Source organism: Rathayibacter sp. AY1F4 (genome assembly GCF_002931775.1).
Lineage (GTDB): Bacteria > Actinomycetota > Actinomycetes > Actinomycetales > Microbacteriaceae > Rathayibacter.
The window spans coordinates 1-18,632 of sequence record NZ_PSVE01000024.1; the positions used below are offsets into that span (position 1 = coordinate 1).

Consider the following 18,632-nt stretch of genomic DNA (forward strand, 5'->3'; position numbering starts at 1 on the left):
GCTTCCTCCAGCGCCACCGCTGGCCCAAGTGGGCGGCCGTCGTCCTGGCGGAGCTGGGGATCGTCGTGGTGATCGGCGGGCTGGACGGCGCGCGGGCCGGAGGTGCGGCGGGACCTGCCGAGTCTCATCTGCCCAGACTAGGCCCCGGCGCATACCCCGCGCGGTATCCCCGGGGAGTGCTCATGCGGCGGCGCCGACCGCCGCCTGCTCCGGTGCCGGACCGACCGCGACCGGGCGCCGCGCGGGCAGCACGCCGACCCGCTCCCCCGGCTCGAGGCGGTGCCCCGACGCGTGCTGGACGGTGACCTCCTCGCCCGTCGACAGCCGGACTGTCGAGCGCCGCACCGGCCCCAGGAAGCTCGAGGCGAGGACGACTCCGGGCAGGGAGTCGGGAGCGCCGTCGGCCACGACGGCGAGGTCCTCGGGGCGGAGGAACACCGACACGGGCCCGTCGGCCGCCGCCGCGTCGACGAGCGGCAGGCGCACGCCGAGCGCGAGGACCGATCCCGACGAGACCGTCCCCGCGACCACCGTCGAGAGGCCGACGAAGCGGGCCGTGAAGGCGGTCGCCGGGCGCGCGTAGAGGTCCTCCGGCGCGCCCAGCTGCTCGATCCGCCCGGCGTTCATCACGGCGACGCGGTCGGCGACGGCGAGCGCCTCCTCCTGGTCGTGCGTGACGAAGAACGTGGTGATGCCGATCTCGGACTGCAGGCGCTTGATCTCGTCGCGCAGCTGGACGCGGACCTTCGCGTCGAGGGCAGACAGCGGCTCGTCCAGCAGCAGCACCCGCGGCCGCGTGACGAGGGCGCGCGCGAGCGCCACCCGCTGCTGCTGGCCGCCGGAGAGCTCGTGCGCGTAGCGGTCGCCGAGGGCGCCGAGGCCCACGACCTCCAGCGCCTCCCCCGCGGCCGCCCGGCGCTGGCGCGCCCCGACTCCCCGGGTGCGCAGCCCGAACTCGACGTTCTCGCGCGCCCGCAGGTGCGGGAAGAGCGAGTACGACTGGAAGACCATGCCCATGTCGCGCTTCGCGACGGGGACGTGGGCGACGTCCTCCTCGTCGACGAGGATCCGCCCCGCGTCGATCCGCTCGAGACCGCTGAGGGCGCGCAGGGCTGTGGTCTTGCCGCAGCCGGAGGGGCCCAGCAGCGCGATGAACTCGCCCGGTGCCACGTCGAACGAGACGCCGTCGAGCGCTCGCGCGGAGCCGTAGTGCCGCTCCACGTCGACGAAGCGCACGCGGGCGCCGGGGAGGGTAAGAGCGGTCACGAGGAGCCTTTCGAGGAGCGCGCCCGGCCCGTCGGCAGGCCGATCCGCGCGAGGCGGCCGATCCCGAGCAGGAGGGCGAAGGCGAAGAGGAGCGAGAGCAGCGAGAAGATCACGGCGACGTAGGCGTCGGACTTCGACACCTGCACCAGGCCGGTCTGGAGGGTGGTGCGGCTGAGGAGCGAGGCGATCGTGTACTCGCCGAGAACGACTGCGACGGTGATCAGCGCGGCCGCGACCAGGCCCCGGCGCAGGTTCGGCAGGAGGACCCTCCCGAGCACCGCGAGCGGGCCCGCGCCGAGCGAGCGGGCCGCTTCCGAGAGCGTCACGGCGTCGAGACCGGCGAGGTCCGCCGCCACGGCGCGGTAGGCGTAGGGCAGGACCAGCACCCCGTAGGCGAGAGCGAGCGTCCACGGCGCGGAGCCGGCGAGCTCGGTGACCACGGAGTAGACCGGCGCGAGGCCGACGACGAGGACGATGGCGGGCACGGTCAGCGGGAGCAGGCAGACCAGCTCCAGAGCCCGGCGCAGGCGCGGGAGCCGGATCTCGACGAGCAGCATCGTCGGCACCAGAAGGACCAGGACGATGAGGGCGGTGACGACGGCGAGGACCAGCGAGTTGCCGATCCCCTGGAACAGCGAGCGGTAGGCGCGCTCGTTCTCCGGGTCGAGGATCGCCGTCCAGTGCGAGAGGTCGTGGCCGCCGGCGCCGCGGAGCGTGAACTCCGCCATCGCGACGATCGGGACGGCGAACACCAGCCCGGTGATCACGAGCACCGCCCCGGACAGGAGCCGCGCGGGCCTCATCGCTGCCACCGCCGGGCCCGGCGCTGCAGCAGCGCGTACCCGGACATCAGGACCACCATCACCGCGAGCATCCCGAGCGCGAGGGCGCCCGCGAGGTTCTCACGGCCCAGCACCGTCTCGCTGACCAGCGCGGCGCGGATCTGCAGGGGGACGATCTGCGCGCCCTGGCTGATCAGCGCCGCCGCGGTGGCGAAGGAGGAGAACGCGTTCGCGAACAGCAGCAGCACGCAGCCGAGGAACGACGGCGCCAGCACCGGGAGGGCCACGTGCAGCCAGTAGCCGAGCCGGCCCCCGCCGAGCACCGCGTTCGCCTCGGCCCACTCCGGGCGCAGGCCCTCGAGCGCGGGCAGGAACATGAGCACCATCAGGGGCACCTGGAAGTAGAGGTAGGGGAGGACGAGCCCGGGCAGCTGGTAGAGCCACACGCCGTCGGCGTAGAGGTCGACGCCCGCTCCCGCGAGGAGGGTGGTCACCAGCCCCTGCACGCCGATCGTCGCGATGAACGCGAACGCGAGCATCACGCCGCCGAACTGCGCGAGGACGCTCGCCGCTGCATCGACGACGGTCCGGAGCGCCCCGCGCGGATCGGAGCCGAGCAGGGCCAGGCACACGACCGCGCCCAGCATCGCGCCGACGACGGCGGTGACGGCCGAGAGCCCGAGCGACGCGCCGAAGGCGGACAGCACGACGGGATCCCCGAGCGCGAGCACGTTAGCCGTGGTGAAGCGGCCGTCTCCGTCCGTGAATCCGGTCGCCACGGCGAGGACCGTGGGGACGGCCAGGAACAGCAGGACGTAGAGCGCGAAGGGGGCGACGCCCAGCACGGCCGGGGTGCCGCGCCGTCCCCGGGGCGCGGACGCCCCGGAGACGGCCTCGGCGGGAGCGGTGGTCACTGGATCGCCGCGGCCCACTTCTCGGCGAGGAGCGACGAGGCCGCCTCGGTCTGCTCCTCCGTGAACTGGACGAGGTCGGAGGGAGCGGCGCCGACGGCGTCGAGCGCGTCCTGGTCGACCGTGCCGGCCTCGGTCATCGCGGCCAGGCGCACCGGGTAGGCGCCGGCGGCGAGGTAGAGGTTCTGCGCGGCGTCGGAGTAGAGGTACTCCTGCCAGAGCCGCGCGGCCGCGGGGTGCGGAGCGTCGGCGTTGACCGCCTGGTTGTAGTAGCTGCCGACGGCGGAGCCCGGGAGGACGGTCGTCGTCCACTCGCGGGTGCCCTCGTTCGCCTTCCCGGCGGCGAGGTTGTTGTAGCTCCAGTCGAAGACGACCGGGGTCTCGCCCGAGGCGACGGTGGCGTCGGTCGGGTCCAGCGGCAGGAAGTTGCCGGCGTCGTTCAGCCTCTCGAAGAAGTCGATCCCCGCCTGGACGTCGTCGGCGGAGCCGCCGGACTGGAGAGCCGCGAGCTGCACCGCGGCCGCGGCGGCTCCCGCCTGGGTCGGGTCGCCGTTGATCGCGACCGAGCCGCGGTAGTCGGCGCCGAGGAGGTCCTCGAGCGACGTGGGCGCAGGCACCGCGTCCGCGTCGAACCCGATCGACATCAGGCCGGTGTAGTCGTTGACCCAGAGGCCCGACTCCTCCTTGTTCCCCTCGGGGATGTCGCCCCAGGACTCGACCTTGTACGACGCGAACATGTCCGTGTTCGCCAGAGCGACGGCCGGTCCCAGGTCGAACACGTCGGGAGCGGTGTCCTGCCCGGCGAGGTTCTTCGCCGCGCTGATCTCCTCCGCGGAGGAGACGTCGGGGTCGGCGGAGTTCACGGTGATGCCGTACTCGTCCTCGAAGCCGCTGATCAGCTCGCCGTAGTTCGCCCAGGTGTCGGGCAGGGCGATGACGTTGAGCTCGCCCTCGGCCTTCGCGGCCTCGACCAGGGCGTCCAGCCCGCCGAGGTCCGCGGCGGACGTGGCGGACGCCGCGTCCGCGCCGCCGCCGTCGGACGAGGCGGTGGCGCCGCCGGAGCAGGCCGAGAGCGTGAAGACGAGGGCGGTGCCGGCGGCGGCGACCGCGGCGGTGCGCGACAGGCGCTGAATGGTCAAGGGTCCTCCAGGAGTCGGGTGGGCCGCCCCGGTGGGACGGCCTCGGGCACGGTAGGAGCGCCGCGAGACGGCGAGGGAGCGCGGCGGTGAATGCCGGGCGAACGCCGGGGGCCGAATCGGGGACGGCGATGTCGGGGGCGTTCGCTAGCGTGGGCGGACCATGACCGAGCAGCTCTCCCCCGCGCTGGCGCGCCGCATCGCCCTGGCGGCGCAGGGGTTCGGCGTCCCCCGTCCCTCCCGGGTCGACGCGCGCCGGGTGCGCGCCGCCGTGGACCGGATCCGCCCGCTCCAGCTCGACTCGGTGAACGTCTTCGAGCGGAGCCACTACCTGCCGCTGCTCGCGCGGCTCGGCCCCTACGAGCGCTCCCTCCTCGACGCAGCGGCCTTCTCCCCCGACGGCCCCTACGTCGAGTACTGGGCCCACGAGGCCGCCCTCGTCCGCCGCGAGGACCTCCCGCTCTACCGCTGGCGGATGGAGCACTACCGCCGGGTCCGCCTGCCCGAGCACGAGGGCTGGGCCCACGAGAACCACGCCACCCTCGACTGGCTCCGCGCCGCGCTCGCCGACGGTCCCCTCCGCGCCTCCGAGATCGAGCACGAGGCCAACGTCCGCACGGGCCCCTGGTGGGGCTGGTCCGACATCAAGCGCGGCCTCGAGGTCCTGTTCCGCTGGGGCGAGGTGGTGACGGCGGGGCGCACGCGCTTCGAGCGCTCCTACGGTCTCGCCGAGCGGCTCCTCCCGAGCGCGGTGCTCGATGCCGACGTGCCCCTCCCCGACGCCGTCCGCGAGCTCGCGCGCCGGGCGGCCCGGGCTCACGGGATCGGCACCCTCGGCGACCTGGCCGATTACCACCGGCTGCTCCAGTCCCCCACGCGCGTCGCGATCGACGAGCTGGTCGAGGCGGGCGAGCTCGAGCGCGTCGAGGTGCGCGGCTGGGAGCGGGGCGGGCGACCCGTGCCGCTCTGGCGGCACGTCGACGCCCGACGCCCCCGCACGCTCCGGGCGGACGCGCTCCTCTCGCCGTTCGACCCCGTGGTCTGGCACCGGCCGAGGGCCGAGCTGTTCTTCGGCTTCCACTACCGGATCGAGATCTACACCCCGGCCGAGCAGCGGGTCCACGGCTACTACGTCCTCCCCGTGCTCCTCGACGACGTGATCGCTGCACGGGTCGACCTCAAGAGCGAGCGCAAGCGCCGGGTCCTCCTCGTGCAGGCCGCCTGGCTCGAGCCGGGGGCCCCGGCCGACACGCCGGAGCGGCTCGCCGCGCTGCTGGTCGAGGCGGCGGCCTGGCAGCGCCTCGACGCCGTCGAGGTCGTCGGTCGCGGCGACCTCGCGGCCGCCCTCGCCGCAGCACTGCGGAGGATCGCGTGAGCGGGCCCGGCGGCGTCCTGGCGCTGGCGCTCTCGGAGCGCTGCGTCGCCCGTCTGCTCGAGCGCGGGAGCGTCGTCGGGGTCGGCACGGGCGAGCTCGCCCACGCGGCCGGCGTCTCCCTCCGGACCTTCCACCGGTACCTCGGCGGGAAGGAGGACTGCGTGCGCCCGGTGCTCGCCGCCGCGATCGCCGCGATGGGACGCGCCTTGCTCGAGCGCCCGGCCGCCGAGCCGCTGAACGCGGCGCTCGGTCACGCCTTCGCCGCGGCGGCCTCCGGTCCCCAGCTCGACCGCACCCTCCGGCTGATCCCCCTGCTGACCGAGACCTCGGCGATGCGCGCCGTCTGGGCGCAGTCGCTGCACGACGGCGAGGAGGCGCTGACGCCGTTCCTCGCGGAGCGGATGGGGCTCGGCCGCACGTCCCCGCACCGGGCGGCCGTCCTGGCCACCGTCGTCCTCGCCCTGGTCCGGCGGGCGCTGGTCGACGCGGCCGCGAGGGGCATCGACCCGGCGCCGGTCTTCGCCGAGTACCTGACGACCGTCGACGGCGGTCCGCTCGCGGCTCCGACCGGGTGAGGTCCCGTCCGGCACGGTGACGGGCGCATCTCTGGCCGAAGCGGGAGGCGGTGCGGGGCGGCGATCGTCGACGGGGCGTCGGCCGGATCGGCCTGCTAGAAGCGCGAGCCCATCTCGGAGAGGCGGGCGACGCGGTCCGCGATCGGCGGGTGGGTCGCGAAGAGGCGCGCGACCACTCCCGGCTTCGACGGGTCGGCGATCCAGAGGTGCGCCATCGAGCTGTTCTGCCGCCGCATCGGCCGGCCCGCGGACTCGAGCTTCAGCAGGGCGCGCGCGAGGGCGTCGGGGTGGCGGGTCGTCAGAGCACCGGTCGCATCGGCGAGGTACTCGCGCTGACGGGAGATCGAGAGCTGGACGACCGAGGCCACGATAGGCGCGAGGACCATCGACACCAGCCCGACGACCAGGAGCGCGGGGTTGCCCCCGCCGTTGCCGTTGCCGCCCCGCCCGAAGAAGGCCAGGCGGAGGAAGGCGTCCGAGAGGAAGCCCACCGCGACGACGAGACCGAAGACGATCATCGAGACGCGGATGTCGTAGTTGCGGACGTGGCCCAGCTCGTGGGCCATCACGCCCTCCAGCTCGGCGTCGTCCATGATCGCGAGCAGGCCGGTCGTCGCGGCGACGACGGCGTGCTCGGGGTCGCGGCCGGTCGCGAACGCGTTCGGCGCCGGGTCGTCGATCAGGTACACCTTCGGCATCGGCGTGCCCGTCGCGATCGAGAGGTTCTCGACGATGCGGTACAGCCTCGGCTCGTCCGCCTTCTCCACCGCCATGCCGCCGCTGAGCGCGACCGCCTGGCGAGCGGCGAAGAAGTATTGGAAGAACGCGTACCCGGCGGCGATCACGAGGACCACCACGACGATCGTCGTGCTGCGGTAGACCGCTGCCGCCAGGGCGCCCAGGCCGCCGATGATCACCAGGAACAGGACGAGGATCAGGACCGTGTTGCGCTTGTTGCGGGCGATCGCGCTGTACACGGCGGCTGCCTAGAACTGGACGCGCGGGGGCTCCGAGATCGCGGCGAGATCGCCGACCTCGAAGAACTCGCGCTCCGAGAAGCCGAGCCGACGCGAGAAGAGCGTGTTCGGGAAGACCTTCACCTTGGTGTTCATCTCGCGCACGCCGCCGTTGTAGAAGCGCCGGGCCGACTGGATCTTGTCCTCGGTGTCGACCAGCTCGCCCTGCAGCTGGAGGAAGTTCTGGCTCGCCTGCAGCTGGGGGTACGCCTCCGCGACCGCGAAGATCGACTTCAGCGCGCTCTGCATGTGGTCCTCGGCGACCGACGCCTCCGCCGGACCCTGGGCCTGCAGCGTCTCGGCGCGAGCCTGCGTCACCGACTCGAAGACCTGGCGCTCGTGCGAGGCGTAGCCCTTCACGGAGTCGATCACGTTGGGGATCAGATCCGCACGGCGCTTCAGCTGGACGGTGATGTCGCTCCACGCCTCGTCCACGCGGACGTTGAGGGTGACCAGCGAGTTGTACGTCGCCCAGAGGTAGACCCCGAGGATGACGACGAGCGCGACGACGACGATGAGCGGGACGAGCCATTCCATGCCGTCCAGTGTAGGGACGGCGCGCTCCCCGGCACCTGTCGATGAGGCGCATTCGCAGGGGCGGGTCGGCCCTACTTGAGGGTCTTCTGCAACAGGACGGTGCTGAGCCAGCGCTCGAACTTGAAGCCGACGCGGCCCATCCGGCCGACCTCGACGAATCCGAACTGCGCGTGCATCGCCAGCGACGCCTCCGCGCCCTTGTCGGCGATGACGGCCATGATCTGACGGATCCCCACGGCCTTCGCGCGCTCGAGGAGATCGGCCATCAGCGCCCGGCCGAGGCCCTTGCCGGTGGAGGCCGCCCGCAGGTAGATCGAGTTCTCCACGGTGAAGCGGTACGCCCGCTTGGAGGACCACGGCGACACCATCGCGTAGCCGAGGATCTGGCCCGACGGCGAGACGGCCACGATGAAGGGCAGCCCGAGCTTCTGGTTGCGGGAGAACTTCGTCCGCCACTCCTTCAGCGTCGAGTCGTCCTCGTCGAAGGTCACCACCGTGTTGCGCACGTAGTGGTTGTAGATCTCGCGGATGTCCGGGAGGTCGGCGTCGCGGGCGTCGCGGATCTCGAACGAGAAGCCGGGCTCGGGAGGCGGCGCCTTCCGCAGGTGCGGCGGCAGGACGCGCCGGCTCTCGTACTCTTCCTCAAGCATCCGGCTCTCCTTCTGCTCCGCCCATCGATCCGGGCCAGCGTAGCCGCCCCGCGGGCGAGCGCCCGGTCACGCGAGAGCGCTCCAGTCGACCGGCTCCGCGCCGCGCTCCTCCAGGAGGGCGTTGGCGCGGCTGAACGGCCGGGAGCCGAAGAAGCCGCGCGAGGCCGACAGCGGGCTGGGGTGCGCGCTCTCGATCACTCCGGCCTCCCCCAGCATCGGGCGGAGCGACGCGGCGTCGCGGCCCCAGAGGATCGCGACGAGAGGCGCGTCCCGGGCGGCCAGCGTGCGGATCGCGTGCTCGGTGACCGCCTCCCAGCCCTTCCCGCGGTGCGAGGCGGGAGCGCCGGGGGCGACGGTGAGGACCCGGTTGAGCAGCATCACGCCCCTCGAGGTCCAGCCGCTGAGGTCGCCGTGCTCGGGCGGCTCGACGCCGAGATCGTCCCGGAGCTCGCGGTGGATGTTCTGCAGGCTCCTCGGCAGCGGGCGCACGTGGCGCTCGACCGCGAAGGACAGCCCGATCGGGTGCCCGGGCGTCGGGTACGGGTCCTGTCCGACGATGAGGACGCGCACGTCCGCGAGCGGTGCGGCGAAGGCGCGGAGCACGTCGCGGCCCGCGGGGAGGTAGGGCCGGCCGGCCGCGACCTCGCCGCGGAGGAAGTCGCCCATCGCGGCGATGTCCCCGGCGACGGGGGCGAGCGCCTCCGCCCAGCCCCTGTCGATCAGTCCCGAGGCCGCGAGCTCAGCGAGGTCCACCGGGTCAGCCCGCCGCGAGCGTCGCGACGACGACTCCGGCGTCGCTGCCGCTCACGCGCCACACCGAGCCGGCGCCGCCGACGCGGAGCGCGCCGGTGCCGACGATCAGCACGGTGGACTCGTCGAGCGCGACGCCGCCGTCGACCAGGCCCGCCTCGACGGCCGCGACCAGGCGGCCGAGGGTCCCCCACTGCGCCGCGTGCACGTCGACCGTCACGTCGATGAGACCGATGCCCTCGAGCACCGTGACCTCGTCGAGCTCCTCCGCCGCGCCCTCCGGGACGACGGCGACGCCGCCGATCCGGTGGCCGCCGACGAGGGCGCGGTCGGCCGCGACGGCGGCTCCCGCCGAGTAGCCGGCGTACGGCACTCCGGAGGAGACGAGATCGCGCAGCCGCGGGAAGCAGGCCTCGAGCGCGTCGCGGTAGGCCGGGGTCAGCCCTCCGCCGACGAAGATCCCGTCGACGTCGTCGAAGACCGCGGGATCGATCCGGCCGCCCTCCGGCTTCATCACGGCGAACGCGTCGAGCGGGCCGACCGTCGCGAGCAGTGCCGCGTAGCCGGCGTAGGCCTCGGGGCCGAGCCCGTCGTGGACGACGACGATCGCGATGCGCGGGCCCTCGATCCGGCCGGCGTCGACCGCGTGGGCGCGCGCCTCCGCGAGGAACGCCCCGTACAGCTGCTGGTCGTGCTCGACGCCGCCTCCGCCGCCGATGAGGTGGACGCTCACTCGTCGTCCTCGGCGAGGGCTCCGTCCACCGGGGGCAGAGCTGACCAGGGGAAGACGATCCAGCGCGGGGTGCGGCGCCAGAAGAAATCGGGCTCGAGCACCGTGCGCGGCTTCGTGTAGAGGGTCACGGTGCGCACCTCGGCACCCATCGCGCGGATGAGCTTCACCGAGAGGGCGAGGGTGTGGCCGGAGTCGGAGACGTCGTCGACCAGGAGGATGCGCTTGCCGCGCACGGACGCCTCGTCGAGCAGCGGCGGCAGCACCACGGGCTCCGCCAGTCGCGCCTCGACGCCGGTGTAGAACTCGACGTTCAGCGCGCCGCAGCTCTTGATGCCGAGCGCGTAGGCCACGGCGCCCGCGAGGAGCAGACCGCCGCGCGCGATGGCGACGACCAGCTCCGGCCGGTAGCCCGACGCGACCACGTCGTCGGCCAGGTGCCGAGCGGCGTCGCCGAACTCGAGCCAGCCGAGCACCTCCTTCTCCGTGGCGGCGAGGAGGGCGGCGGAGTCGTCGGCGTCGGAAACCATGAGGGACAGGCTAGGCCGTCGCGGGCCTCCGCGTCACATCGGTCAGGCGCGCGGGGCCAGGGGTCCCTTCGCGACCTTGTGCGGGGCCGCCTGCGCGACCGGCTTGATGGTCACGAGGTCGAGGTTGACGTGGGCGGGGAGCTCCACCGAGGAGACGATCGCAGCGGCGACGTCCTCCGCGACCAGCGGGTCGGGGACCTCGGCGTAGACCGCGTCGGCGCGCTCCCGGTCGCCGCCGAAGCGGACCAGCGAGAACTCGTCCGTGTGCACCATCCCCGGCGCGATCTCGATCACGCGGATCGGCTCGCCGGCCAGCTCGAGCCGCAGCACGGCGACCAGCGCGTGCGCGGCGTGCTTGGCGGCGTTGTACCCGCCTCCGCCCTCGTAGGCGACGTGGCCGGCGATCGAGGTGACCGTCACGATGTCCGCGGAGGTGCCGCTCCCCCGGATCCCAGCCCGCAGCAGCGGGAGCAGCGCGCTGGTCACGAGCTTCACCGAGAGCACGTTGATCTCGAACATGCGGCGCCAGTCCTCGGGGTCGGACCTCTCGACCGAGTCGAGTCCGAGCGCGCCGCCCGCGTTGTTCACGAGGGCGTGCACGGGCCCGGAGGAGGAGAGGTGGTCGCGCAGAGCGTCGACCTGGGCGGCGTCGGTGAGGTCGGCGGCGAAGTACCCGGCGCCGGTCTCGGCGGCGAGCGCCTCCAGCCGGTCGCGCCGGCGCGCGACGGCGACGACCTCCCAGCCGTGGTCGCGGAACAGGCGGACCGTGGCCGCCCCGATCCCTGAACTCGCTCCTGTCACGACAACGCGTCGATCCACGCCCGTTTCCTTCCGTCAAGCCTCGGACACCCTCGACTCCGTCGTCGCAGCCCAACGCTAGTCTGGCCGCGTGCCGCCCGCCGACCCGGTTCCCGCGACCGCCGGGACAGCCGTCACCCCGAAGCGCCGCGTTCCCCTCTGGGACAACGCGCGCTTCGTCTGCGTGACCCTCGTCGTGATCGGGCACGGCGTCCAGCGGCTGACGGCCAACTCCGACACCTCGCTCATCGTCTACCTGACGATCTACGCCTTCCACATGCCGGCGTTCGCGATCATCTCGGGCTACTTCTCCAAGAGCGGCGCACCGAGCGGGCGCGCGATGCGGCGGGTGCTGACCGACATCCTCCTGCCCTACCTGATCATGGAGACGATCTGGACCCTGGTGCAGTTCCTGGTCGAGGGCAAGCAGGAGTTCAACCCGACGAAGCCGAGCTGGACGCTGTGGTTCCTGCTCGCGCTGGGCATCTTCCGCCTCGTCCTCCCCTACCTGGCGCTGCTGCGCTGGCCGCTGCTGATCAGCGTGGTGCTCGCGGTCGGGGTCAGCTACTACGACAACATCGACTCGACCTTCTCGCTCGCGCGCGCGATCGGGATCCTGCCGTTCTTCGTGTTCGGCTGGCGCCTGCGCGGCTTCGCCCCCGGCGGCCGCTCCGCCGTCGACCGCTGGCTCGATCAGCCGCCGTCGCGGGTGCTCCTCGCCCGGATCCTCGCGGTCGTGCTCTTCGCGGTCACGGCGGTCGTCATGACCGTCAACATCGAGGCGTTCCGCGCAGCGGACCTGCGCTATTGGTTCTTCTACGACCGCCCCTACGACGCCCTCGGCGAGACCCAGTGGTGGGCCGGACTGGTGCGGCTGGCCCTGATGGCCGGAGCGGTCGTGCTCTCGCTCGCGCTCTTCGCGCTGGTGCCCCGCCGCCGCACCCCGCTCACCGCCTGGGGGCAGTCGACGATGTACGTCTACCTCCTCCACAGCTTCGTCCTCTATCCGCTGCGGGAGTCCGGGATCCTCTCGCAGACGGAGAGCACGCTCGCCCTCGTGCTGATGATCGTGTTCTGCATCGCGGTCTCGGTCGCGCTCTCGCTGGGCTGGACCCGCACCGTCTTCCACCGGCTGGTCGAGCCCCGCGCGGCCTGGCTCTTCGCCCCGGTGGCCGACGAGAGGCCTCCGCGCCCGGACCGCGCCGACCCCACGGGCGCCAAGCGCGACCGGCAGCCCGAGCAGCGCTGACGGCCGTTACCCCGTGTGTCGGCGGTCCTGGCCGCCCGGCGGGCCCCCGCGTACGCTCGTCGCGACGGAGAACGGCCCCGTCCCCGACCCCGACGATCCGATGGGAAGCACCATGACCGACTCCGAGAAGTGGCAGTTCGAGACCAAGCAGATCCACTCGGGCGCCGCGCCGGACCCGGTGACCAAGGCCCGCGCGACGCCGATCTACCAGACCACCTCCTACGTCTTCGACAACGCGGAGCACGCCCAGAACCTGTTCGCGCTGGCCGAGTTCGGGAACATCTACACCCGCATCCAGAACCCGACCCAGGCGGTCGTGGAGGAGCGGCTCACCGCCCTCGAGGGCGGCTCCGGCGCCCTGCTGCTCGCCTCGGGCCAGGCCGCCGAGACCGCGGCCGTGCTGAACATCGCCCAGGCCGGCGACCACATCGTCTCGTCGTCCTCGATCTACGGCGGCACCTACAACCTCTTCAAGTACACCCTCGCCAAGCTCGGCATCGAGACGACCTTCGTCGAGAACCAGGACGACCGCGAGGAGTGGCGCCGCGCCGTCCGCCCGAACACGAAGCTGTTCTTCGCCGAGACCGTCGGCAACCCCAAGATCAACATCCTCGACATCCGCACCGTGGCCGATGTCGCGCACGACGCGGGCGTGCCCCTGATCGTCGACAACACCATCGCGACGCCCTACCTGATCCGCCCCTTCGAGCACGGCGCGGACATCATCGTGCACTCGGCGACCAAGTTCCTCGGCGGCCACGGCACGGTCATCGGCGGAGCGATCGTCGACGGCGGCCGCTTCTCGTGGACCGCGAACGCCGAGCGCTTCCCCGGCCTCACCACGCCGGACGAGTCGTACCACGGCGCCGTCTACACCGACGCGGTCGGCGACTCCCTCGCCTACATCATCAAGGCCCGCGTGCAGCTGCTGCGCGACCTCGGCGCCTCGATCGCCCCGGCGAGCGCCTGGCAGCTCATCCAGGGCATCGAGACCCTCTCGCTCCGGATCGAGCGCCACGTGCAGAACGCGCAGGAGATCGCGGAGTACCTCGAGAACCACTCCGACATCGCCTCGGTGAACTACTCGGGCCTGCCCACCTCGCCCTGGTACGCCGCGGCCAACCGCTACGCGCCGAAGGGCGTGGGCGCGGTGCTCTCGTTCGAGCTCAAGGGCGGAGTGGACGCCGGCCGGGCCTTCGTCGACTCGCTGGAGCTGTTCTCGCACCTGGCCAACATCGGCGACGTCCGCTCGCTCGTCATCCACCCCGCGTCGACCACGCACTCGCAGCTCTCGCCCGAGCAGCAGCTGACCGCCGGCGTCACTCCGGGCCTGGTGCGCCTGTCGGTGGGACTCGAGAACGTCGACGACCTCCGCGCCGACCTCGACCAGGCCCTCCGCGCCGCGCGCGCCGTCGTCGAGGCCTCCCGCGCGAACGCCTGAGGCCCCTCGGCGCCCTGACGGGGTCCCCGTCCGCGGGGATCGCGTCGGGGCGCTCTGCGCGCGGGCGGAGGAGCGCGGGAGCAGGGCGTAACAAACGGCTCCGCCCCGCGGCGCTCTGACACGATGGACAGCGCTATGGACTGGCAGCAGACACTCGAGGACACGGTCCCGTCGGCGTTCGTCACCGAGCGCCAGCTCCTCTCGGTCATCGGCAAGCCGCCCGCCACCGGAGCCTGGCGCGACGGCGACCACCCTGGCGGACGCCGCTTCGTCGACCTCGGCCCGTTCGACTTCGAGGCGGGCGGCCGCCTCCCCCACGCCCGCATCGCCTACGAGAGCTGGGGCGCGCTGAACGAGCGCCGCGACAACGCCGTCCTCGTCCTGCACGCGCTGACCGGCGACTCCCACCTGCTCGGCCGCGGCGATCCCGGCCACGCGACGGACGGCTGGTGGTCGGGACTCGTCGGCCCCGGCCTCGTGATCGACACCGACCGCTTCTTCGTGGTCGCCCCGAACATGCTCGGCGGCTGCCAGGGCTCCACGGGGCCCGCGTCCCTCGCCCCCGACGGCCACGAGTGGGGCGCACGGTTCCCGTACACGAGCATCCGCGACCAGGTGAGGGCGCAGGTGCAGTTCAGCGACCTGCTCGGCGTCGAGCGCTGGCACACCGTCATCGGCGGCTCGATGGGCGGGATGCAGGCGCTGGAGTGGGGTATCGACCACGCGGAGCGGGTCGCGCGCCTCGCGGTCCTCGCAGCTCCCCCGCGGGCCACGGCCGACCAGATCGCCCTCAACTTCGTGCAGCTCGAGGCGATCCGCAACGACGCGGCCTTCGCGGGCGGCTCCTACTACGACGCCGGCGACGGCCAGGGCCCGTACCACGGCCTCGCGCTCGCCCGCCGGATGGCACTGCTCAACTACCGCAGCCCCTCCGAGCTCAACGACCGCTTCGAGCGCAGCTGGCAGTCGGGGCTCAGCCCGCTCGGCGGCGGCGGCCGCTTCGCCGTGGAGTCGTACCTCGACTTCCACGGCAACAAGTTCACCCGCCGCTTCGACGCGAACAGCTACATCACGCTGGTCGAGGCGATGAACTCGCACGACGTCGGCCGCGGCCGGGGCGGCGAGGCGGCCGCCCTCTCCCGGATCACCAGCCCGACCCTCGTCCTCGGCATCGACAGCGACCGGCTCTTCCCGGTCGAGGGCCAGCGGATCATCGCGGCGCACGCTCCCGGCGCCCTCGACGGCGGAGAGGTCGCGGTGATCACCTCGACGTTCGGCCACGACGGCTTCCTCATCGAGGACGACGCAGTCGGCGCGCACCTCGCCCGGCTGCTGGCGCATCCCGCGACGGCCTGACCCGCCCGACCCCGGCGCGGTTCGACGCCCCGAACCGCGCCGACCGACCCGGGCAGTGGCTATCGTGAGACGGGGGCCAGCCCCGCGCCACGACCGGAGGGGGCCAGAGCGTGCCGATGATCCGCAGCGCCCGCGAGCGCGACCGGCTGCTGCGCCACTCCGCCTGCGGGATCGGCCTGCTCACGGAGGCGGGGGCGCTCGGCATGGCCCTCATCCCCGGGACGCTCCAGCCCGCCGCCGTGCCGTTCGCCGTCGCGCTGCTCCTGGGCATGATGGCCGCCCACATCGAGCTCGCCCGGACGGGGCGCCGCAGCCGCGTGATCGCGGTCGCCGTCGGCGGCCTGCTGCTGGGCTGGGGCCTCGCGCTGGGGCTCGCTCCGGGCGCCGACTTCGCCGGGTTCGTCCTGGTCAACACCGCGAACGCCGTGACCGCGAGCATCGCCGTGGTCGTGACGACGTCCGCGCGCCGCCTGCTCCTGCTGCTGCCGGTGCTCCTCCCGAGCCTGATCCCGTCGGTGCTCGTCTCGAGCGGCACCATGATCCCCACCGTGGTCGTCCAGAGCCTGCTGCCCTGGGGCACGCTCTGCGGCTTCGCCCTCTGGATCGGCACAGCGGTCCCGCGGGTGGTACGGCGGATCGACAGCATCGGCAACGCCCACCGCGTGGAGCGCCTCGCCAGCGAGACGGAGGCGCAGCGCCGGCAGGGCGCGCGGCTCCTGCACGACACGGTGCTGGCCACCCTCACGCTCCTCGCGCACTCGGGACGCGGAGTGTCCGTCGACGCGCTCCGGCAGCAGGCGGCGCAGGACGCGCAGCTCCTGCGCCAGCTCCGGCTCGGCGGGACCCCCACCCCGAGCGCGTCCGGCTCCTACCAGCTGACCAGCGTCACCTCCGCCCCGGCGGCCAACACACTCGAGACCGTCCGCAACCGCTTCGGCCGGATGGGGCTCGACGTGATCTGGCACGGCTCCGGCCAGGTGGCGCTCACCGGCGCGGCCCTCGACTCCTTCGTGCTCGCCCTGGCGGAGTGCCTCGAGAACGTGCGCCGCCACTCCGGCGTCGCCTCGGCCGACGTGACGATCACCGAGGACGAGACGACCGTCCGCGCGATGGTCACGGACGCGGGCGCGGGCTTCGACATCGCGACCGTCCCCGACACGAAGCTCGGCTTCAAGGAGTCGGTGATCGCCCGGCTCGGGGACGTCGGCGGCCGCACCCGCCTGTTCAGCGCCCCCGGATCGGGGACGACCGTGGTGCTGGAAGTCCCGAAGTGAGCCCCGCACCGGAGTCTCGGGCCCCGCTGCTGGGACGCGTGCCCGCGACGCACGGCCGCTCCTCCCGGTCGGCCCGCTCGGTCCGCCGCCAGCAGGAGGGGCTCGGCACCAACTACCTCGGCAGCGGCCTCAACGGCATCGCCGCCGCGATCCTCACCTACGAGCTGCTGATCTTCCTCTCGACCTCCGCCCGCTACAGCGACCTCGCGCCCGCGGCGATCGCCTGGGTCCTCGTCGTCCTGGCCTTCGGGGCCACCGTCCTCGCGATCCACCTCGGCGGACGCCGCCTCCCGCTCCCGGTCTACCTCTGCTTCCTCGTCGCCGTCGGAGCCGCCGTCGTGCTCGACCTGGTGGCCGTGACCGACTCCGGCGCGGCCCGCACCGTCCCCACCGCTGCGGTCGCGGGCGCCGTCGCGCACGCCGCGCTGATCGTCCACCGGCGCGGGATCGAGATCCTCGCGGTGAGCGCCCTCGTCGCGATCGCCGAGGTGATCGCGTTCCTCTCGATGGAGTCGGGCGGCGCGGGCGCGCTCTCGGTGCGCATCAGCGCCCTCGTGGTGACGATCGCGCCGGCCGTCGTCGTCGTCGTGATGATGCGCGGATTCCGCCGGATGGTCCAGCTCGAGATCGACCGCGCCCTCGTGCAGAGCACCACGCTCGGCCCGCGCTACGCGGTCGGGATGCTCGCCTCGGAGGAGCTCGCACGGCTCGACCTCGCCGCCGAGCGCCTCCTCGCCGAGGTGGGCGACGGCTCGGTCCGCCTGCCCCTCGACGCCCAGCGCGCCGCCCACGCGACCTCGCTCGCCACCCAACTCCGCCTCCACCTCATCGAGGGGCGGCGCGAGACCTGGCTGCACCATGCCGTGCTCGAGTCCGAGCTGCTCGCGCCGCTCGTCGAGCTCGACGACCCGGACGGCACCGCCGGACTCCTCGGGCACCAGCAGCGCGACGGGCTCCTCTCGGCGATCTGGCTGATGGCCGACAGCGCGACCGGGCTCGCCGTGGTCCTCCACGTCGAGTCGGGCAGTCCCCGCGATCCCGGAGCCGGGACGGCCGCCCGAGGACTGCTCGTGCCGATCACGCTCCGCTCCTCAGGCGCGCCCCTGCGCGGCGTCGATCCAGCGACGTGGGAGGCTATCGCTCAGGTCGGCGTCTTCCGCGACACCTCGCGCGACGGGGAGCTCCGGATCGAGATCGACTGCCTGGTCGAGAATCCCGCCGACCGGTGAGCAGCCGCCGAGAGACCGCCGACGACCGCCGACCGAAGGACACCGATGACACCCACCGCTGACGCGAAGATCACTCTCGCGGTCGTGGACGACCACAAGATGCTCCTCGGAGCGCTCACGGAGTGGATCCGCGGAGCCGCCTCCGACATCCAGCTGGTGGCCGCGGTCGCCTCCTGGCCCGAGCTGCTCACGCACCCCGAGTTCCCCGTCGACGTCGTCCTCCTCGACCTCGACCTCAAGGACAACATCCCGATCTCGGTGAAGCTCTCGACCCTCAAGACCACCGGGGTGAAGACCGTGCTGATGAGCACCTACTCCGAGCCCGCCGTGGTCCGCGAGGCGCTCGCCTCAGGAGCCCTCGGCTACCTGGTGAAGACCGAGGACGCGGACATGATCGTCGAGGCGATCCGCGCGGCCAAGGACGGCCACTCCTACATCTCGCACGAGCTCGACATGGCGCTCTCCACCGGCGACTCCGACGGAGCGCCGAAGCTCAGCGCGCAGGAGCGCCGCGTGATGGCCCTCTACGGCGGCGGCGAGCCGGTGAAGTCGGTCGCGTTCGAGCTGGGCATCTCGGAGGAGACGGCGAAGTCGTACCTCAAGCGGATCCGCGAGAAGTACCGCGTCGTCGGCATCGACGTCGGCACGAAGGTGGCGCTCCGCAAGCGCGCCATCCACGACGGGATCCTCATCGAGACGGACTGAGTCCTCTTCCGCGGCGGTCCCCGCCCGCCGCGGCGCGGTCGGCTTCACGACGTGGCGCGCTCCGCAGAGCGAGGTGCGTCGCCCGGCATCGATCCGCTGGCACGCGGATCGCTGTCGACGGGCTCCACGAAAGGCGCGGCGGTCCCCGCCCGCCGCGGCGCGGTCGGCTTCACGACGCGGCGCGCTCCGCAGAGCGAGGTGCGTCGCCCGGCATCGATCCGCTGACACGCGGATCACTGTCGACGGGCTCCACGAAAGGCGCGGCGGTCCCCGCCCGCCGCGGCGCGGTCGGCTTCACGACGTGGCGCGTTCCGCAGAGCGG

Annotated in this window: 19 protein-coding genes; 8 read left to right on the top strand and 11 right to left on the bottom strand. The window is 73.1% G+C overall.

What is annotated here, in order from left to right:
• Positions 1-180: 180 nt before the first annotated feature.
• From C5C59_RS13825 to C5C59_RS13840, 4 genes are read right to left on the bottom strand one after another with little or no spacing between them, the layout of a single operon-like run.
• Complete coding sequence (locus C5C59_RS13825) at positions 181-1,266, bottom strand: ABC transporter ATP-binding protein (protein ID WP_104237832.1); 1,086 nt, start codon at positions 1,264-1,266, stop codon at positions 181-183.
• Positions 1,263-2,069, bottom strand: a complete 807-nt coding sequence (locus C5C59_RS13830; RefSeq protein WP_104251292.1) for an ABC transporter permease — start codon at positions 2,067-2,069, stop codon at positions 1,263-1,265. Before C5C59_RS13830 ends, C5C59_RS13825 begins: the two co-directional genes overlap by 4 nt.
• Positions 2,066-2,962: an ABC transporter permease subunit gene (locus C5C59_RS13835; RefSeq protein WP_104237870.1), complete on the bottom strand. Its 897-nt coding sequence runs from the start codon at positions 2,960-2,962 to the stop codon at positions 2,066-2,068. The genes C5C59_RS13830 and C5C59_RS13835 overlap by 4 nt, the downstream gene beginning before the upstream one ends.
• A complete protein-coding gene (locus C5C59_RS13840; RefSeq protein ID WP_104237834.1) occupies positions 2,959-4,098 on the bottom strand; it encodes an ABC transporter substrate-binding protein in 1,140 nt (379 codons plus the stop codon). Before C5C59_RS13840 ends, C5C59_RS13835 begins: the two co-directional genes overlap by 4 nt.
• Positions 4,099-4,258: 160 nt before the next feature.
• Here C5C59_RS13840 and C5C59_RS13845 point away from each other — a divergent pair, with 160 nt between their 5' ends.
• Positions 4,259-5,470, top strand: coding sequence for a winged helix-turn-helix domain-containing protein (locus C5C59_RS13845; protein WP_104237835.1), 1,212 nt, complete (start codon positions 4,259-4,261; stop codon positions 5,468-5,470).
• Positions 5,467-6,045: a TetR/AcrR family transcriptional regulator gene (locus tag C5C59_RS13850; protein ID WP_104237836.1), complete on the top strand. Its 579-nt coding sequence runs from the start codon at positions 5,467-5,469 to the stop codon at positions 6,043-6,045. Before C5C59_RS13845 ends, C5C59_RS13850 begins: the two co-directional genes overlap by 4 nt.
• 95 nt (positions 6,046-6,140) lie before the next feature.
• Here the strand turns inward: C5C59_RS13850 and C5C59_RS13855 are convergent, their stop codons facing one another.
• The 7 genes from C5C59_RS13855 to C5C59_RS13885 form a co-directional block, all read right to left on the bottom strand.
• Complete coding sequence (locus tag C5C59_RS13855; RefSeq protein ID WP_104251293.1) at positions 6,141-7,022, bottom strand: M48 family metalloprotease; 882 nt, start codon at positions 7,020-7,022, stop codon at positions 6,141-6,143.
• A gap of 9 nt (positions 7,023-7,031) precedes the next feature.
• Positions 7,032-7,598, bottom strand: coding sequence for a LemA family protein (locus C5C59_RS13860; RefSeq protein WP_104225511.1), 567 nt, complete (start codon positions 7,596-7,598; stop codon positions 7,032-7,034).
• A 71-nt stretch (positions 7,599-7,669) separates the two neighbouring features.
• Positions 7,670-8,248 carry a GNAT family N-acetyltransferase gene (locus C5C59_RS13865; RefSeq protein ID WP_104237838.1) on the bottom strand — a complete coding sequence of 193 codons (579 nt, stop codon included), beginning with the start codon at positions 8,246-8,248 and terminating at the stop codon, positions 7,670-7,672.
• Positions 8,249-8,314: 66 nt separating this feature from the next.
• Positions 8,315-9,001 (bottom strand): uracil-DNA glycosylase, encoded by a 687-nt coding sequence (locus C5C59_RS13870; RefSeq protein WP_104237839.1) that lies wholly within the window; start codon positions 8,999-9,001, stop codon positions 8,315-8,317.
• A gap of 4 nt (positions 9,002-9,005) precedes the next feature.
• Positions 9,006-9,731 carry a peptidase S51 gene (locus C5C59_RS13875; protein WP_104224440.1) on the bottom strand — a complete coding sequence of 242 codons (726 nt, stop codon included), beginning with the start codon at positions 9,729-9,731 and terminating at the stop codon, positions 9,006-9,008.
• Positions 9,728-10,258 carry a phosphoribosyltransferase gene (locus tag C5C59_RS13880; protein WP_104224441.1) on the bottom strand — a complete coding sequence of 177 codons (531 nt, stop codon included), beginning with the start codon at positions 10,256-10,258 and terminating at the stop codon, positions 9,728-9,730. Before C5C59_RS13880 ends, C5C59_RS13875 begins: the two co-directional genes overlap by 4 nt.
• A gap of 42 nt (positions 10,259-10,300) precedes the next feature.
• Entirely contained in the window at positions 10,301-11,077 is a 777-nt protein-coding gene (locus tag C5C59_RS13885) for an SDR family oxidoreductase (RefSeq protein ID WP_258060501.1), read from the bottom strand.
• Between the two features lie 70 nt (positions 11,078-11,147).
• On the opposite strand from C5C59_RS13885, the gene C5C59_RS13890 reads away from it, so the two are divergent.
• The 6 genes from C5C59_RS13890 (at position 11,148) to C5C59_RS13915 (ending at position 18,310) form a co-directional block, all read left to right on the top strand.
• On the top strand, positions 11,148-12,305 hold the full coding sequence (locus tag C5C59_RS13890) for an acyltransferase family protein (RefSeq protein ID WP_104237866.1): 1,158 nt from the start codon (positions 11,148-11,150) through the stop codon (positions 12,303-12,305).
• A 112-nt stretch (positions 12,306-12,417) separates the two neighbouring features.
• On the top strand, positions 12,418-13,746 hold the full coding sequence (locus C5C59_RS13895; RefSeq protein WP_104237865.1) for a bifunctional o-acetylhomoserine/o-acetylserine sulfhydrylase: 1,329 nt from the start codon (positions 12,418-12,420) through the stop codon (positions 13,744-13,746).
• A gap of 135 nt (positions 13,747-13,881) precedes the next feature.
• Complete coding sequence (locus C5C59_RS13900) at positions 13,882-15,102, top strand: homoserine O-acetyltransferase (protein ID WP_104224444.1); 1,221 nt, start codon at positions 13,882-13,884, stop codon at positions 15,100-15,102.
• Between the two features lie 116 nt (positions 15,103-15,218).
• Complete coding sequence (locus C5C59_RS13905; protein ID WP_104251294.1) at positions 15,219-16,376, top strand: sensor histidine kinase; 1,158 nt, start codon at positions 15,219-15,221, stop codon at positions 16,374-16,376.
• Between the two features lie 38 nt (positions 16,377-16,414).
• Positions 16,415-17,605, top strand: a complete 1,191-nt coding sequence (locus C5C59_RS13910) for a hypothetical protein (protein ID WP_104237842.1) — start codon at positions 16,415-16,417, stop codon at positions 17,603-17,605.
• A 45-nt stretch (positions 17,606-17,650) separates the two neighbouring features.
• Positions 17,651-18,310 carry a response regulator gene (locus tag C5C59_RS13915; protein WP_104224447.1) on the top strand — a complete coding sequence of 220 codons (660 nt, stop codon included), beginning with the start codon at positions 17,651-17,653 and terminating at the stop codon, positions 18,308-18,310.
• The last annotated feature ends 322 nt before the right edge of the window (positions 18,311-18,632 follow it).

Coding starts and splice junctions, on each gene's coding strand:
- C5C59_RS13830 (WP_104251292.1), bottom strand. CDS start 2,069: ATGAGGCCCGCGCGGCTCCTGTCCGGGGCGGTGCTCGTGATCACCGGG.
- C5C59_RS13845 (WP_104237835.1), top strand. CDS start 4,259: ATGACCGAGCAGCTCTCCCCCGCGCTGGCGCGCCGCATCGCCCTGGCG.
- C5C59_RS13860 (WP_104225511.1), bottom strand. CDS start 7,598: ATGGAATGGCTCGTCCCGCTCATCGTCGTCGTCGCGCTCGTCGTCATC.
- C5C59_RS13865 (WP_104237838.1), bottom strand. CDS start 8,248: ATGCTTGAGGAAGAGTACGAGAGCCGGCGCGTCCTGCCGCCGCACCTG.
- C5C59_RS13880 (WP_104224441.1), bottom strand. CDS start 10,258: ATGGTTTCCGACGCCGACGACTCCGCCGCCCTCCTCGCCGCCACGGAG.
- C5C59_RS13895 (WP_104237865.1), top strand. CDS start 12,418: ATGACCGACTCCGAGAAGTGGCAGTTCGAGACCAAGCAGATCCACTCG.
- C5C59_RS13900 (WP_104224444.1), top strand. CDS start 13,882: ATGGACTGGCAGCAGACACTCGAGGACACGGTCCCGTCGGCGTTCGTC.
- C5C59_RS13905 (WP_104251294.1), top strand. CDS start 15,219: ATGATCCGCAGCGCCCGCGAGCGCGACCGGCTGCTGCGCCACTCCGCC.
- C5C59_RS13915 (WP_104224447.1), top strand. CDS start 17,651: ATGACACCCACCGCTGACGCGAAGATCACTCTCGCGGTCGTGGACGAC.